This is a genomic window from Gordonia sp. DT219 (assembly GCF_049847065.1).
Lineage (GTDB): Bacteria > Actinomycetota > Actinomycetes > Mycobacteriales > Mycobacteriaceae > Gordonia.
In genome coordinates this window covers 117,903-132,850 of the sequence record NZ_JBNCNR010000007.1, presented here as the reverse complement: position 1 = coordinate 132,850, position 14,948 = coordinate 117,903, and the positions used below count along the sequence as shown (strand labels likewise).

Annotated in this window: 15 protein-coding genes and 1 riboswitch; of the genes, 5 read left to right on the top strand and 10 right to left on the bottom strand. The window is 67.6% G+C overall.

Annotated elements, in window-relative coordinates; genetic code table 11:
• The first annotated feature begins 194 nt into the window (after positions 1-194).
• Together ACPXB3_RS11375 and ACPXB3_RS11370 are read left to right on the top strand one after the other, a co-directional pair.
• On the top strand, positions 195-944 hold the full coding sequence (locus tag ACPXB3_RS11375) for a glycine zipper family protein (protein WP_425706398.1): 750 nt from the start codon (positions 195-197) through the stop codon (positions 942-944).
• A 13-nt stretch (positions 945-957) separates the two neighbouring features.
• Entirely contained in the window at positions 958-1,347 is a 390-nt protein-coding gene (locus ACPXB3_RS11370; RefSeq protein WP_425706397.1) for a GlcG/HbpS family heme-binding protein, read from the top strand.
• 41 nt (positions 1,348-1,388) lie between these two features.
• Here the strand turns inward: ACPXB3_RS11370 and tilS are convergent, their stop codons facing one another.
• The 3 genes from tilS to dacB are packed head-to-tail and all read right to left on the bottom strand — an operon-like array spanning position 1,389 to position 4,860.
• The gene (gene tilS, locus ACPXB3_RS11365) at positions 1,389-2,336 is read right to left on the bottom strand and encodes a tRNA lysidine(34) synthetase TilS (RefSeq protein WP_425727655.1); all 948 of its coding nucleotides are present in this window, start codon (positions 2,334-2,336) and stop codon (positions 1,389-1,391) included.
• On the bottom strand, positions 2,315-3,445 hold the full coding sequence (locus ACPXB3_RS11360) for a zinc-dependent metalloprotease (protein ID WP_425727654.1): 1,131 nt from the start codon (positions 3,443-3,445) through the stop codon (positions 2,315-2,317). The genes tilS and ACPXB3_RS11360 overlap by 22 nt, the downstream gene beginning before the upstream one ends.
• On the bottom strand, positions 3,436-4,860 hold the full coding sequence (gene dacB, locus ACPXB3_RS11355) for a D-alanyl-D-alanine carboxypeptidase/D-alanyl-D-alanine endopeptidase (RefSeq protein WP_425727653.1): 1,425 nt from the start codon (positions 4,858-4,860) through the stop codon (positions 3,436-3,438). The genes ACPXB3_RS11360 and dacB overlap by 10 nt, the downstream gene beginning before the upstream one ends.
• Before the next feature lie 159 nt (positions 4,861-5,019).
• On the opposite strand from dacB, the gene ACPXB3_RS11350 reads away from it, so the two are divergent.
• Positions 5,020-5,532 carry an inorganic diphosphatase gene (locus tag ACPXB3_RS11350; RefSeq protein ID WP_425706393.1) on the top strand — a complete coding sequence of 171 codons (513 nt, stop codon included), beginning with the start codon at positions 5,020-5,022 and terminating at the stop codon, positions 5,530-5,532.
• A gap of 96 nt (positions 5,533-5,628) precedes the next feature.
• Here ACPXB3_RS11350 and ACPXB3_RS11345 read toward each other — a convergent pair whose 3' ends face one another.
• The gene (locus ACPXB3_RS11345) at positions 5,629-7,338 is read right to left on the bottom strand and encodes an MDR family MFS transporter (protein WP_425706392.1); all 1,710 of its coding nucleotides are present in this window, start codon (positions 7,336-7,338) and stop codon (positions 5,629-5,631) included.
• An 89-nt stretch (positions 7,339-7,427) separates the two neighbouring features.
• Entirely contained in the window at positions 7,428-7,952 is a 525-nt protein-coding gene (locus ACPXB3_RS11340) for a MarR family winged helix-turn-helix transcriptional regulator (RefSeq protein WP_425727652.1), read from the bottom strand.
• A 185-nt stretch (positions 7,953-8,137) separates the two neighbouring features.
• Here ACPXB3_RS11340 and alc point away from each other — a divergent pair, with 185 nt between their 5' ends.
• A complete protein-coding gene (gene alc / locus ACPXB3_RS11335; protein WP_425705569.1) occupies positions 8,138-9,121 on the top strand; it encodes an allantoicase in 984 nt (327 codons plus the stop codon).
• Between the two features lie 129 nt (positions 9,122-9,250).
• On the opposite strand, the gene ACPXB3_RS11330 is transcribed toward alc, so the two are convergent.
• The 3 genes from ACPXB3_RS11330 to ACPXB3_RS11320 form a co-directional block, all read right to left on the bottom strand.
• Entirely contained in the window at positions 9,251-9,562 is a 312-nt protein-coding gene (locus tag ACPXB3_RS11330) for a hypothetical protein (RefSeq protein ID WP_425727651.1), read from the bottom strand.
• Positions 9,563-10,074: 512 nt separating this feature from the next.
• On the bottom strand, positions 10,075-10,506 hold the full coding sequence (locus tag ACPXB3_RS11325; RefSeq protein ID WP_425705571.1) for a hypothetical protein: 432 nt from the start codon (positions 10,504-10,506) through the stop codon (positions 10,075-10,077).
• Positions 10,503-11,873: an aminotransferase class V-fold PLP-dependent enzyme gene (locus tag ACPXB3_RS11320; RefSeq protein WP_425727650.1), complete on the bottom strand. Its 1,371-nt coding sequence runs from the start codon at positions 11,871-11,873 to the stop codon at positions 10,503-10,505. Before ACPXB3_RS11320 ends, ACPXB3_RS11325 begins: the two co-directional genes overlap by 4 nt.
• 17 nt (positions 11,874-11,890) lie before the next feature.
• Positions 11,891-12,004, bottom strand: a riboswitch (SAM riboswitch).
• A gap of 91 nt (positions 12,005-12,095) precedes the next feature.
• On the opposite strand from ACPXB3_RS11320, the gene ACPXB3_RS11315 reads away from it, so the two are divergent.
• A complete protein-coding gene (locus ACPXB3_RS11315; protein ID WP_425705573.1) occupies positions 12,096-13,196 on the top strand; it encodes an isochorismate synthase in 1,101 nt (366 codons plus the stop codon).
• Positions 13,197-13,204: 8 nt separating this feature from the next.
• Here the strand turns inward: ACPXB3_RS11315 and ACPXB3_RS11310 are convergent, their stop codons facing one another.
• Both ACPXB3_RS11310 and ACPXB3_RS11305 read right to left on the bottom strand, forming a co-directional pair.
• Positions 13,205-13,699, bottom strand: a complete 495-nt coding sequence (locus tag ACPXB3_RS11310) for a GNAT family N-acetyltransferase (protein WP_425727649.1) — start codon at positions 13,697-13,699, stop codon at positions 13,205-13,207.
• Positions 13,700-13,707: 8 nt separating this feature from the next.
• On the bottom strand, positions 13,708-14,907 hold the full coding sequence (locus ACPXB3_RS11305) for an O-succinylhomoserine sulfhydrylase (protein ID WP_425727648.1): 1,200 nt from the start codon (positions 14,905-14,907) through the stop codon (positions 13,708-13,710).
• Between the last annotated feature and the right edge of the window lie 41 nt (positions 14,908-14,948).

Genomic DNA, 14,948 nt, shown 5'->3' with positions numbered 1-14,948 from the left:
CATTCTTGGCGGATTTCCATGACGAATCGTCTCAGGTGAATAACAAGATGCCACAATTGTCACTCCTCTTCGATTTATCCGTCATTCTCTCCGGCTCTCGGTAATGATCGGCGACGAACGTACGCAAAGCACCATCGGAGACCGTTTCCCGCGCGGCCGAAGCCGCCGACTCCCCCATCTCAGAAACACACGTCATGTCCGATTTGCCGCACCGTCCCGGTCTTATCACCACCGTCTCGTCGGCCCCCACCCGAAAACGGTTGTTCCGGCTGCTGACTGCGGCTGTGACGGTGTCGGTCCTCTTCGCCCCGCTCATACATGGGAGCGTCGCCGAGGCCGCGCCACCGACGCCGGTGCGCTACGCCGTCTCCACCACACCAGGACAGGTACACCTGTCGGTGGACAACGGGACCGTGGAGCGCCGCGGCGACGACCTCGCCGTGGTCGATGCCGACGGCACTGTCGTATTCCGGTTGCCGCTGACTTATCGTCTCGAATATCGACAATTCCCCATTCGTGCCCAAATAGCGGACAAGTCGGTGATCCTCACGCCGGTGCGAGACGTCGACGAGTCGGTACCGGTGAATCCGCGATCGGTCGATCCGGTTCGCACCCCGGCCGCACAATCGGCGACACAATCGGCCGGCCCGAAAACCCGCCAAGAACGCGATGATGCCGCGCTCGCGCGTTTCAACCAGCAGCTCGCCGCGGGATTGACGATCTCCACGCTGGTCGGCACCGCGATCGGTGCGGTGATCGGCGGCGTGGCCGGCTGCCTCCTCGGGCTCCCGCTCGCCGGTCTCGGCTGCCTACCCGGGATCCCGCTCGGCGCCTCGCTGGGTGGAGTGGCCGGGACCATCGCCGGTGGCGGTGGCGTCCTGATCGTCGCTGCCATCCAGTACTTCCAGACGATCAACGCACCGTTCACCGCACCAGCCAACTGATCCGGCCCGCGCGGTGTCGGCGCGCGACGGCGGCGACCTGCGAGGGAATCGGGACGGCAGGCGGCCGCCGAACAGCCGTGCCCGCAAGATCGTCGACGCCGGGGGCAACCTGATCACGCACATCCGGCAGGACGGGGCGTGGATCGGCAGTGTCGAGATCTCCATCAACAAGGCCTGGACGGCGCGTGCGTTCAACATCTCCACCAAAGAGCTGCGGGCCAATTCGCAACCAGGACAGCAGTTCTACGGCATCCACACCACCAACGACGATCGTGTCGTGATCTTCGCGGGAGGTATCCCACTCGTCGTGGACGATGTGGTGGTCGGCGGGATCGGGGTGAGCGGCGGGTCCGGGGAACAGGATCAGACCATCGCCGAGGCCGGGTTTGCTGCGCTCGGATGACACCCACCGGCTCCCATGAGGTGGCGAGCAGGCCGCCGCTGTCAGCGCGCGACGGCGGCGACGACCAGCGTCGTACCGGTTGATTCCACGACCAGCCGGTGGCTTGGATCGCCGCCGATCGCCACCTGGCCCCCGGCCCGGCCGGTGAGCAGCGCGTCGACGGCGCCGATGACCCGGCTCGTCGGCTCGGTGGCGCCGAGGTCGACGAGCCAGCGACGCAACACGCGGGTGCGCAGTGCCACCGCGAGTCCGGTGACCGCGCCGATGTCGAGGCCCGCATCGGTGACCGTCCGGCGGTAGTGCTCGTCGGCGATTGCGTCGAGCGCGTCGTTGTCGGCACGCAGGGCGTCGGCGGTGCGGGCCAGTGCCTCGACGGACCCGCCACGCAGGACGTCGTCGAGCAGCGGCAGCACCTCCGAACGCAGCCGGACCCGGGTGAACCGGGGATCGCGGTTGTGCGCGTCGGCGTGCGGGGCCAGCCCGAGTTCGGTGCAGGTGGCGACGGTCTGGGCGCGCCGGATGCCCAAGAAGGGCCGCCCCCACGGCGGCGACCACGCGCGCATGCCGGCGATCGACCGCCCGCCCGACCCGCGGGCCAGGCCCAGCAGCACGGTTTCGGCCTGATCGTCCATGGTGTGGCCGAGCAGCACCGGCGCTCCGTCGCGGGCGGCGCCCAGTGCGGTGTAGCGCGCGTCGCGGGCGGCCGCCTCCATTCCGCCGGCGGTACCGACGCTCACCTCGAGGACCTCGGCCCGCGCGCCGAGCGCGGTGGCGGCCCGGGCGGCGGCGTCGGCGACATGCGCCGATCCGTGCTGCAGCCGGTGATCGACGACGAGGGCCCGGACCTCGAGACCGGCACGCAACGTCGCCGCGGTGAGCGCAAGCGAATCCGGACCACCGGACAACCCCACGCACACCCGACGGGCACCGTCGAGGTGTTCAGCGACGAACCTCTCGACCGCCCGGGTCAGAGCACCCGCGCTATCCATCGCGCCGGTTCGTCGATCTCGTCGGGCCGCGGCATCGTCTCCGGCGAGGTCCAGATGGTGTTGAATCGTGCCATCCCCACCGTCGCGACCACCTCGTCGACGAACGCCTTGCCCCGAATGTATTGCGCCAGTTTGGCATCCATGCCGATGAGGGCACGGATGATGCGCTGCACCGGGTTTCGCGGGCCGGTTCGGCGGCGGTCGAACGCCTCACGGATCGACGCGACCGTCGGCACCTGGGCCGGGCCGACCGCGTCCATCACGTGGTCGGCGTGGCCCTCGAGCAGGGTGCCCAGCATCAGCATCCGGTTGAACGCGTCGTACTGTTCGGGCGTCTGCAGCAATTGCATCGCGCCGATGATGCCCTTCTCGCGCGGCTTGCCACCGCGCAGCGCACCGGTGAGGCGCGCAGCGACGTCCGACACCGACTCACCGGCATCGGAGGTGAGGACCTCGATGTTGTCGAGCATGTACTGGCGCAGCCAGGGATTCGCCGAGAACTGCACACGGTGGGTGACCTCGTGCAGACACACCCACAGCCGGAAATCCGACGGCACCACCCGCAGGGCACGCTCGACGCCGACGATGTTCGGCAGCACCAGCATCAGGACGCCGGGGTCGGTGACAGACGAGCCGGGGGCAGCGGGGTCAGGGGCAGCTGAGCCGGGGCCAGCGGGGGAATCGGCCGGCGGCGAGAACGGGTCGTACTGGCCGAGGATCGCGGTCGAGAGAAAGGCGAGCAGTCCCGACGCCTGCAGGCCGCCGATCCGGCCGGACAGACCGGGCGACTCCTCGGTGGCACCCCCGGATAGCATGGCGCGCATCGATTCGCCGGAGGCGTCGATCCACTCGTCTCGTTCGAGGACCCGTGCCGCGGGCACCGCGAGCCCGTCGGCCAGGCCGGTGACCTCCCGAACCGGTCCCTCGGCCCGCACCGCGGCGTCGGCCAGTTCGGTGCGCGCGGCCATCCGGGTGTAGTCGGTCATCTTCGGGCCGGGACGGGAGAGTTTCTTGCCCACCGTCGCGGCCAGTCCCCAGTCGATCTTCGCCCCGACCGACTCCAGCGCGGCCGACTCCAGCGTGTTCGCGGTCTCGTCGTCTATCGACATCCACACTCCCTCAGATCACCGGGGATGGCGTCGAGCGCCGGCCGCGCGTCGGCGGGAGAGGTTCCCCCCGACATCAACGCGAACGACAGCACCCGCCCATCGACGGTTTGGACTATGCCCGTCAACGAACTGACCCCGGTCAGAGTTCCGGTTTTGGCGCGCACCCAGCCCGCACCCGGGTTGGTGCGCGCATCGAAGCGATCGGCCAGGGTGCCGGTGCCGCCGGCGATCGGCAGTCCGTCGAGCATCGGACGCATCTTCGCGGCGTGGGCCTGCGCCGGCGAGTCGGAGCCGATCGGTCCGCTGGCCGCACCCATCAACGTGTCCAGCAACGATGCCGGGACCAGGTTGCCATAGGACAGTCCCGACGAATCCTGGAGCTTGGCGCCCGCGGTGGGAAAACCGTTGGCGTTCAGCACCTTCAGCACCGCCTGGGCACCGCCCGCGAGAGTCGCCGGCTCCCCCTGCGAGCGGGCGAGTTCGATGGACAGCGCCTCGGCCTCGACGTTGTCGGAGAAGCGCATCATGTCGTCGACGCGGGTGACCAGCGGCGCCGAGGTCACCTGCGCGACGGTGCGCGCTCCGGCCGGTGCGGTCTGTTCGGTCACGTCGGTGGACACGCCCAGCGCGCGGGCGAGGGCCTGCCCGGCGGTGACGCCCGGATCGTCGACGCGCGGCGAGTACTCGTCGAGCGGTTTGATGCGCGCGCCGTCGACCATCAGCGATTCCATCGGTGCGATGTCGCCGCCGGCGATATCCCCGCGTGACCACGTGGGGTCCATCGTCGGACCCGAGTAGGCGCTCAGATCCACCGCCACCGAGGTGGGATCGATGCCGGCGCGTTTGATCTGGTCGGCGAGCGCCGAGATACGGCCCGGATCGGTGTAGAAGGATTCGACGCCGGGCGGCTGCGCGGTCAGCGTCGGGTCGCCTGCGCCCTTGAGGATGACCTGCCCGCCGGGTCCGGCCAGCACGCTGGTGGTGAGGCGCTGATCGTGCGGCAACGCCAGCAGGACGGCCGATGCGGTGAGGATCTTGGCGTTCGACGCCGGTGTGCGCGGCCGCTCGGCGCCTTGCGACCACAGCACCGTGCCGGTCAGCGAGTCACTGATCTGGCCGGTCAGCGTGCCCAACGCGGGTGATTTGAGCGACTGCACGATGGCCTTGGTGATCCCGGGTGCCGTCGGCTCCGGCGCGTTCGCCGAGACCGGGTTGATCACCGGGGTGAACGCGATCGGCGCCGGCCGGCCCGGGGTTCCGGGCGGCAGCGGGTCCGGCTCGGTCAGCTGCCGGTAGGTGAACACGCCACCGACCGCGATGGCGGCGACGAGGATCACCGAGATCAGCGACCAGATGAGGCGTCGACGACGCGTTCCTGGTCGCTTCACGGGAGCATTTCCGTGATGTGCACCCACACAACCTCCGGGTCTCGACAATCCTTCGTGCGGCCCTAACAGTATCGTTGAGGCGATTCGCGCCGCCGACTCGCACGATGCCACGATCGCACCATCCGGCGCATCGGGCATCATCGGCTGCCGTCACCCCAACGACACTGCCATGATCAAGGAGGAAGCGTGGAATTCGATGTGACCATCGAGATCCCCAAGGGAAGCCGCAACAAGTACGAGGTGGACCACGAGACCGGGAAGATCTACCTCGACCGGTATCTGTACACCGCTTTCGGCTACCCCGCCGACTACGGCTTCGTCGACAACACGCTCGGCGAGGACGGCGACCCGCTCGATGCGCTTGTCCTGCTTCCGGAGTCGGTCTATCCCGGCGTCATCGTTCGCGCGCGGATCGTCGGCATGTACACCATGACCGACGAGGCCGGCGGCGACGACAAGTTGCTGTGCGTGCCGGCCGGCGACGTCCGCTGGGATCACATCCAGGACATCGGTGACGTCTCGGATTTCGAGAAGAGCGCGATCTCCCACTTCTTCGAGCACTACAAGGATCTCGAGCCCGGCAAGGAGGTCACCCCGGGCGGCTGGGTCGACAAGGCCGAGGGCGAGAAGGTCGCCCAGGAGGCCATCGACCGCCTGAAGCAACACCCGCACGACGCCGCCGAGCCCTCGCGCGGCTGATCACATAGCTGCTGATCACCTAAGACCGACGGCGCCCGCCCCACGTAGGGGACGGGCGCCGTCGTCGTCGGTGCGGTGACCTCGGCCGGCCGCGGGTCAGGTCGTCGCGGGCTCCTTGGCCGGACCGGCCGGGCGTCCGGTACGCAGCGGCAGCTGCGGCCAGGTGACGGTACCGATGAGCACCAGCAGCGACACGATCGAGACGGACAGGAACACCCGGTCCATCGAGTCGGCGAAGCCGGTCATGATGGGCCGTGAGAGTTGGTCGGGCAGTTTGGCGATCACCGATGTGTCGCTCATGACGCTGTCCGACGATCCCGACCCGGCCTGCCCGGGATGCTCCTTGGCCGCGATCAGCGACTGACCGAACGCACGGACCTGCGGATCGCTGCTCTGGGCGGCCTCGATGACTCCCGCGGAGAACGACGGCTGCTCGGCGGCCTGGACCATCTGGTCTTTGATGTTCGGGCCCATCAGCGAGAACAGCACCGAAAAGAACACGGCCACACCGAGAGTCGCACCGATCTGCCGGAAGAACGTCGCCGTACCCGTCGAGAGCCCCATGTCCTTGGGCGGCAGGATGTTCTGCATCGCCAAGGTGATCGGCTGCATCAGGTTGCCGAGCCCGAAGCCGAGCAGCGCGGCGAGGACCATCACCACCCACACCGGCATCGTGACGCTCAGATAGTGCAGCAGGAAGGTCGCGACGGTGATGAGCACCGACCCGATGATCGTGAAGATCTTGTACTTTCCGGTCCGCGAGATCAGCTGACCCGACAATATCGAGCCGGTCATCAGGCCGAGCACCATCGGCAGCATCTGCAGCCCGGCGATCATCGGGCTCGAACCACGCAGGACCTGAAAGTACTGCGGCAGCATCGAGATTCCGCCGAACATCACCGCACCCACGATGACCGAGATGGCGACACCTTGCGCGAAGACCCGGTTCTTGAAGACCCGCAGCGGGATCAGCGCATCCTCGCCCATCTTCTTCTCGATCCAGATGAACGCGGCCAGACCGACGACGCCGATCATGTAGCAGACGATCGACTTCGTCGAGAACCATCCCCAGACGCGTCCCTGCTCGGCGACCACCAGCAGCGGCGCCACGGTGACGGCAAGTGCGGTCGCACCCCAGTAGTCGGTGCGGGTTCCGGTGGACTTGTTCTGCTCGTAGTTGAGCACGAAGTAGACGACGACCAGCGCGATGATGCCGATCGGGACGTTCACCAGGAACACCCAACGCCAGCCGGACACCCACAGGATCGTCGTCTGTCCGGCGAGCAGGCCACCGAGCACCGGGCCCAGGACGCTCGAGGTGCCGAACACGGCCAGGAAGTAGCCCTGGTACTTGGCGCGTTCGCGGGGTGGCACGATGTCGCCGATCGTGGTCAGCGCCAAGGTGAACAGCCCGCCCGCACCGAGTCCCTGCAGGGCGCGGAAGCCGGCGAGCATGTACATCGAGGTCGCCATGCTGCACAGCAGCGAGCCGACCACGAAGATCGTGATGGCCACGAGGAAGAACGGTTTGCGTCCGTAGAGATCGGAGAGCTTGCCGTACAGCGGCGTGACGATCGTCGAGGTCACCAGGTAGGCGGTGGTGACCCACGCCTGCATGTCGTAACCATGCAGGTCGTCGGCGATGGTGCGGATCGCGGTGGAGACGATCGTCTGATCGAGCGCGGCGAGGAACATCCCGAGCATCAGCCCGGCGAGCACCGTCAGGATCTGCCGGTGCGAGAGCCCGGCTCCGGCCTGCTCGACCGGTGGTGACGCCGACGATGCGGCCGCGTTCTCGTTGCTCATGAAGTCCTCGGGATGGTAGTGGCGGAACGAATTCTCTGGGCGGATCGATTGGTCGGGTTCTCTGGCGGGATCTCTCGGGGGGAGAGGTCCTAGGGGTGAGGTTCTCCAGTGACGGGCGAATCCAACCCCGATCCCGGCGGCGCCGGGTCCGGGGTTCGACGTTCGCAGGCGGGCGGGACCAGGGTTTCGGCGGCATCGACGAAGCGGGTGAGAAGGCTCAGCAGCGTCGCAAGCTCCTCACCCCGCCACTCACTGAGCGCGGAGTTCAGGGCGGTACGACGTCCCGAGCGCATCGCCTCGACGCGTTCGCGTCCGGTGCCGGTGATCACCAGCAGCGTGGCGCGGCCGTCGTGCGGATCGGCTTCGCGGCGGATCAGCCCGAGTTCGACGAGCTGCGACACGTGCCGGCTGACCGTCGACGGGTCGGTGTTGAGCTCGGCTGCCAGCTCACGCGAACGCATCGGTTGCCGTGCCAGGTGGAACAGGCCCTTGAAGGCAGCCGTCTCGAATTCGCCGTCGACGGTTCGGAAAGTCGTGTGCACCGCCCGGTCGCGTAGACGTACGTACCGCGCGAGCGTGTCGAAGAGCTGATCGACGTCGCGGTCGTTGAGCATGACGATTCCCGATTCCAGAGTTGCTACCGATTCCGTGCGAGCGACAACTAGTTGCGACACACACCTAGTTGGCGGCCGCAAGTATGCGCTCACCTCAGATGCCGTCGCAACTCGCATTAGGATCGACACTCGTGACCCCAGCACCCCCACCGACGCCCTCGGGTAACCGCCCGCACTTCACTTCGATGCCTGACCTGGCCTTACGCGACCTCGGCGGTGCCGTGGTGTGGACCAACGACGACCTGTTCGCCGAGGCACAGAACCTCATCAAGACGACGCCGGCGCAGTATCAGCCGGCAACCTTCGGGCACAAAGGACAGATCTACGACGGGTGGGAATCGCGGCGGCGGCGCAAACCAGGTGTCGATCAGGCAATCGTCCGGCTCGGCGCACCCGGGGTCATCTACGGCGTCGTCGTCGACACCGCATGGTTCACGGGCAACTATCCGCCGTTCATCTCGGTGGAGGCCGCCGCCAAGGAGGGCGTCGTCTCCGTCGACGAGCTGCTCACCGACACCGAGTGGGTCACCATCGTCGAGAAGAGCCCCGTCGAGGGCGACACCCGCAACCCGTTCCGGGTCGATGCGAAGGATCGTTTCACCCATGTGCGGTTGACGATGCATCCCGACGGCGGCATCGCCCGCTTCCGCGTGCACGGCCGCGGCGTGCCCAATCCGCACTTCTTCCGGTACGGCCACTTCGATCTCGCGGCACTGGAGAACGGCGGACTGATCACCGCCTGTTCCAACATGTTCTACAGCTCCCCCAACAACCTGCTGATGCCCGGCCGCGCCCGGAACATGGGCGAGGGCTGGGAGACCTCCCGCCGCCGCGACGACGGCAACGACTGGGTGCAGGTTCGGCTGGCCGGGCAGGGACTGGTCAGTCTCGTCGAACTCGACACCAGCTACTTCCTCGGCAATGCGCCCGGCGCCGCGACGATCCACGGACGCGACGGCGAGGACGGCGAGTGGTTCGAGGTGTTGGGGCGCACCGACTTACAGCCCGACACCCGCCACCGCTTCGTCATCGACGCCGACCGCCCGATGACCGAGGCGCGCGTCGACGTCTATCCCGACGGCGGGATGGCCCGACTCCGGCTGTACGGGGTGCTCACCGAGGAATCGCAGACCGAACTGGTCGAACAATGGGAGCGCGGGGAGGCGTAGGACCATCCGGTGCCTGCGAAAGCGGGCTCTCGGTGACCTGTTGGCATGCCGAGGCCAATGGTGAGGCCCCGTGCGGGAACGGCACCGTCCGGTAACGCAGCTCATACGGCCCACCATCCAGATGCCGATTCAGAGAGGCCGCTGAGGCAGCAGCGCCGTGACACTCTCTGCTTCTTCGAGTAGATGCGCTGTGTGGGTGCAGCGCAGTTGAACAAGGTCCTTGATCGCGGCCAAGTCCGCCGCAAGGTCGCGAGAGATGATCGGTTCGTGATGAGCAATGCGGTTGCGAAGCAATCGGATACGGTCAAGGTCGCTATACACGCGAGCTCGGAGTCTCGCCGTACTACCCCGGTTGACGTTGTCGCCGGGCAGGACGGTTGCGATCTGCGAGTCCCAGATGACGGCATCGTAGCGGCTGGTGAACACCTTCTGCCAGAACACGAACTTCACCTCAGGGATGACTTTCCCTGTCGACGATGTGTCCCGACGAGCATTTGCCAGGTCAGTTCGTGGGTTGTACCGGCCACGGGCGTCTGCGGGCAACGACCGTTCAAAACCTTGAGACCAAGGCCAGCGCCTTCCGTAGTGAGCGGCAATCGCGTCCGACACCGCGTTGCGAATTGACACTTCGCACAGATGCAGTGGCAAAAGGAATGCCCCGGCAACTTCTGCGTTCCAGAGTTACAGCTTCAGTGCCCTGCGCGTGCGCGCTTCCCCTGCCGAATCGACTGAGGTCACCGCGTTGTCGTACGTGGACGTTCGCGCCTGGCTGATTGTGCTGCGCACCGCCTTGACCTGCGCCATCGTCATTGCATCGAGAGCCGAGAACACGTACACCGTCTAGCGCTTGCCCTGGGCACATGTTGGTTCGCCTCACCCGGGGACAGCGGAGAACTTCCACAGATGAACCCCGGCGTCCATTCGGACAACCGGGGTTCATCTGTTTCGGTCGCTCAGGCCGCGCGGCGCGGCGCGAACGACGGCAGCACCAGCTGACGCAGCCGGTTGTCGGTGGCCGATCCGTCGAGCGGCACCAGGATCACCGCGTCGGCGACCTCGGCGGCGTAGATGTCGCGGATCAAGGTGACCAGACCGCTCGGCGTGCCGACGTAGCGGACCGTGCCGCCGTCGAGTTCGTCCGGGATGCCGGCGACCGCCGCGCGGGCCGAGGCGGCACTCGGTGCGATCGCCACCTCCACTTCGAGCGCGACCGAGAAGCCGGCAGTGTCGCGGGTGCCCGATCGCAGCACCGAACGGGCGCGCTGCGCGTCACGCAGCGTGGGTCGGCGCACGACGATGGGTGCCGCGTCGGCGGGCTCGTCGCCGAGGATCGCCACGTGCAGCGGCGGACGCCCGATGCTGATGCGGTCGAGTTCGATGCTCATGCCGGGGCTCCTGGGGGTGTCGTCGCGCTCGGTTGCGTGGAGGTCGGTTGCGTGGAGGTCGGTCGGGTGGAGGTCGGTTGCGTGGCGGCCAGTTGCCGCAGGGCGCCGGTGAGGCGGTCGATGTCGGACGAGCCGGTTCCCAGGCCGAAGCTGGCGCGGATCGCGCCGCCGGGGAGTCCGAGGCGGTTGAGTACCGGATGCGCGCAGAATTTGCCGTCGCGCACGCCGATCCCGTGTTCTGCGCTGAGGTATTCCGCGACCGCACGCGGGGTATGTCCGGCAACACTGAACCCGGCGATCCCGACACGATCGGTCACGTCGTCGAAGACCTGCAGGGTGCGGACCCCGTCGACTGCGGCGAGCCCGTCGTCGAGGCGGCGGCGCAGTTCGTGTTCGTGCGCTCCGATCGACTCGATGCCGATGTCGGCGATGGCGTCACACGCAGCGGCGATCGCGATGGCGCCCAACACATTCGGCGATCCGGCCTCGTGCCGGGCAGCACCGGTGTGCCAGGCGGTCGCCGCGCAGTTCTCGTCGGGGCCGTCGACCACACTCACCTGCGCCGACGCCCCGCCGCCCGCGAGGTAGGGATCGGCGTCGTCGAGCCAGTCGGAGCGGCCGATGAGCACACCCGCCCCGAACGGGGCGTAGAGCTTGTGGCCGGAGAACACCAGGTAGTCGATGCCGTGGCTGACCACCGACACCGGGCGGTGGGCGACGAGTTGCGCGGCGTCGACGAGGATGCGCGCACCGTGGCGGTGGGCGATCGCGGCGAGCCGCCCGACCGGCAGCACCTCTCCCGTGACGTTGGATGCGGCGGTCACCGCCAACAGCGATGTGGGGGCCGCGGCGAGCTCGCACTCGAGCGCGGTGAGAGTGTCCTCGATGCTGGGCCGCGCGGTCACGATGCGCGCCGAACCGGCGTCCCGTGACAGCCATGGCAGCAGGTTCGCGTGGTGTTCGATATCGAGGACGACGACGTCGCCGGGTGTGCAGTGAGCGGCCAGATTGATCGCATCGGTGGTGTTGCGCGTGAAGACGACGGTGTCATCGGAACGCCCACGAACGAAGCGCCGCACCGTCTCTCGGCACTGCTCATAGCGCCGGGTGGTGACCTGCGACAGATGGCCGGCGCCGCGGTGAACGCTCGCGTACTGGTGTAGGGCCGCCGACACCGACTCGGCGACGGCGACCAGCGCGGGTGCACTGGCGGCGTAGTCGAGGTTGGCGTAGGCGATCTCGCCACCGCCGGCCAGCGGCGCCTTCTCGTCGGCGCCGACGACCGCCGCCAGCGGTTCGGTACAGGCCGCAAGATTGGCGAAAACGGTATCGGACAGAACGGGTGCGGTGCGCACGACAGCAGTCATCGAAAGAACTCCTCGGAAATCCACGCTTGCCGTGTCCGGTTGGAACACAGCCCGGTCGTCACCCGGAGCACCCCACCGTGGAGGAGGGTTGCCGACCAGCGAGCCGGGGCTTGTCACTGGCACTCATGACCTGACGTCCAGAGTGGCCCATCTCGCGTCGGGGTGTCAATTTTCACTCACCGTGGGCCGAAGTCGCCGCGATGTGGGCGCTAGGTTGGGTTGGTGAGCGGTGACCCGGAAAGCGTCGACAACCCGGCGCAGGCGCCTTTCGTCCTCTCCCGCCCCCACGGGACGGTGCGCGCCGAGGGCATCATCCGGCGCTTCACCGAGGTCGACGCGGCCATCGACGACCTGCGGACCGGCCGCGCCGACACCGTCGTCGGTGCCCTGCCGTTCGATCCCGCCGGCACCTCCGCGTTGATGGTCCCCCGCCGGTTACGACGAGATCTGCCGCCCCTGGCCGGCCGCTCGCCGGCCCGGCACACACTCGACCGGTTCACCGAGATCCCCGACGCCGCCACCCACCGCGACCGCGTGCGGCGCGCAGTCGCCGCCATCACTGCAGGCGACCTCGACAAAGTGGTGCTCGCGAGAACCGTTCGGGCAGTGCTCGATTCCCCGGCCGAGGTGACCGGACTGCTGGATGCACTGGCCCATGGCAACAGTGAACACAATGCCTTCGCCGTCGACACCGGACCGGGCTGGTTACTCGGTGCGAGCCCGGAGTTGTTGCTACGCAAGGCCGGTCGCGAGGTGACGTGCCGGCCGTATGCTGGGTCGGCGCCCCGGTTCCCCGATCCGGTCGCCGACCGCGAGGCCCGCGAGAAGCTGGCCGCATCCGGCAAGGACCACCGCGAGCATGCCTTCGTGGTCGACCATCTGCGCCGACGACTCGCGCCGCTTTGCGACGAGATCACCATTCCGGATGCCCCACAACTGTTGTCGACCGGAGAGATGTGGCATCTGGCCACCCCGATCCGGGCGCACCTGACCGATCCCGATCTCAACGCGCTGGAACTCGCCCTCGCCCTGAGTCCCACTCCCGCGGTGTGCGGAACGCCGACAGATGTTGCGGCACAGTTCATTCGCGACCACGAGGAGCCGCGCGGAAATTATGCAGGCGCCGTCGGCTGGGCCGACGCCCACGGTGACGGCGAATGGATGGTCACCATCCGCTGCCTCGAGATCGACTCCGACGGACGATCCTTTCGCACCTGGGCCGGCGGCGGCATCGTCGCCGACTCCGATCCCGACGCCGAGCTCGCGGAGACCACCGCCAAATTACGAACGGTGCTGCGGGCGTTGGGTGTCGACGGCAGCTAACCGACCTTTCAGCCGATCTTCTCGTATTCGACCTCGTCGACGTGCACACCCCAGACGTCGCCGGAACGCACTCGTCCGGTCGGAGCCCATCCACGGCCGGCGTAGAAATCCATCGCTCGCTCATTGCCCTTGAGCACATGCAACCGGGCCACCGGATAACCCTGCCGGGCGATCTCCGACTCCGCCCGATCCATCAGCGCCGACCCGATCCCGGTCCGCCAATGGTCCGGGTCGACGTAGAGCGCCATCACCGCGGCATGACCATCGAGCTCGCAGATCGTCACGAATCCGGCTATCCCGCCCGACGTCTCGGCGACCCACGTGTGCGGACCACGGTCATCGTCAAAGGTGTAGTCGCCGACCCGATCCGCCGGACGCATCGCCCGCAGCTCGGCATCCGGCAGCAATCCGCGATAGCCGCGCTGCCACGACCGCACGTGCACGCCCGCAACGGCCGGAGCATCGGCGGCGGTGGCACGGCGGATCGACAACGACGGCGCCATGAACGCCCTTATCCCAGCGCCTGATCCAGATCCGCGAGCAGATCGTCGATGCCCTCGAGGCCCACCGAGAGCCGAACCACGGAGTCGCTCAACCCGATTGCCGCGCGCCCGTCCGGCCCCATCGCACGGTGCGTGGTGGTGGCCGGATGGGTGATCAGCGACTTGGAATCACCGAGGTTGTTGGAGATGTCGATGATGCGCAGTGCGTTGAGCACCTCGAAGGCGCGCTCCTTGCCGTCCACGCCGTCGCGGTCGTTGAGCTCGAAGGTGACCACCGTGCCGCCCCCGGACATCTGCGCGGTCGCCAGCTCGTACTGTGGGTGCGACTTCAGGAACGGATACTTCACCCACCGCACACGTGGATCGGCTTCGAGGAATTCACCGATCCGCAACGCCGCGGCGACCGATGCGTCGACACGCAGCTTCATTGTCTCCAGCCCCTTGAGCAGGGTCCAGGCATTGAACGGGGAGAGCGCCGGACCGGTATGCCGCATCAGCATCTTCACCGGACCGTCGACAAATTCCTTGGTCCCGAGCACCGCGCCGCCCATCACGCGGCCCTGCCCGTCGATGTGTTTGGTGCCCGAATAGACGATGACGTCCGCCCCGAGTTCCAGACCGCTCTGCAGGAGCGGAGTGGCGAATACGTTGTCCAACACGACCTTTGCCCCTGCCGCATGCGCCAGTTCGGATACCTTGGCCACATCGACGAGGCTCTGCATCGGATTCGACGGAGTCTCGAAGAACACCGCGTCGGCGGGCGTGGAAAGCGCCCGCTCCCACTGCGACAGGTCCTCCCCGTCGACGAAGTCGGTGTGCACACCCCACCGCGGCAGGATCTCGTTCGCCACCACAAAACATGACCCGAAAAGACTGCGCGCACAGACCAGCCGGTCACCGGCTTTCAGCAGGGCACCGAGCGACACGAACACCGCGGCCATCCCGCTGGCCGTGGCAAAACACGCCTCGGCTCCCTCGATCAGACGCAGCCGTTCCTGGAACATCTCCACGGTCGGATTGCCGTAACGCGAGTAGACGAAACGCTCGTCCTCGCCGGTGAAGGCGCGCTCCGCGGCCTCGGCGGACTCGTAGACGTATCCGCTCGTCAGGTAGAGCCCCTCGGAGGTCTCGAAGAACCCCGACCGCTCGATACCGCCGCGGACCGACAGCGTCTCCGCCGAAACCCCCTCCGGCAAACCGTCGCTCACGACTGCCTCCAGCTTGTAGGGTCGGCCAGCTCGCTCGCTTC

Coding starts and splice junctions, on each gene's coding strand:
- ACPXB3_RS11375 (WP_425706398.1), top strand. CDS start 195: ATGTCCGATTTGCCGCACCGTCCCGGTCTTATCACCACCGTCTCGTCG.
- tilS (WP_425727655.1), bottom strand. CDS start 2,336: ATGGATAGCGCGGGTGCTCTGACCCGGGCGGTCGAGAGGTTCGTCGCT.
- ACPXB3_RS11360 (WP_425727654.1), bottom strand. CDS start 3,445: ATGTCGATAGACGACGAGACCGCGAACACGCTGGAGTCGGCCGCGCTG.
- ACPXB3_RS11345 (WP_425706392.1), bottom strand. CDS start 7,338: ATGAGCAACGAGAACGCGGCCGCATCGTCGGCGTCACCACCGGTCGAG.
- ACPXB3_RS11340 (WP_425727652.1), bottom strand. CDS start 7,952: ATGCTCAACGACCGCGACGTCGATCAGCTCTTCGACACGCTCGCGCGG.
- alc (WP_425705569.1), top strand. CDS start 8,138: ATGCCTGACCTGGCCTTACGCGACCTCGGCGGTGCCGTGGTGTGGACC.
- ACPXB3_RS11325 (WP_425705571.1), bottom strand. CDS start 10,506: ATGAGCATCGAACTCGACCGCATCAGCATCGGGCGTCCGCCGCTGCAC.
- ACPXB3_RS11320 (WP_425727650.1), bottom strand. CDS start 11,873: ATGACTGCTGTCGTGCGCACCGCACCCGTTCTGTCCGATACCGTTTTC.
- ACPXB3_RS11310 (WP_425727649.1), bottom strand. CDS start 13,699: ATGGCGCCGTCGTTGTCGATCCGCCGTGCCACCGCCGCCGATGCTCCG.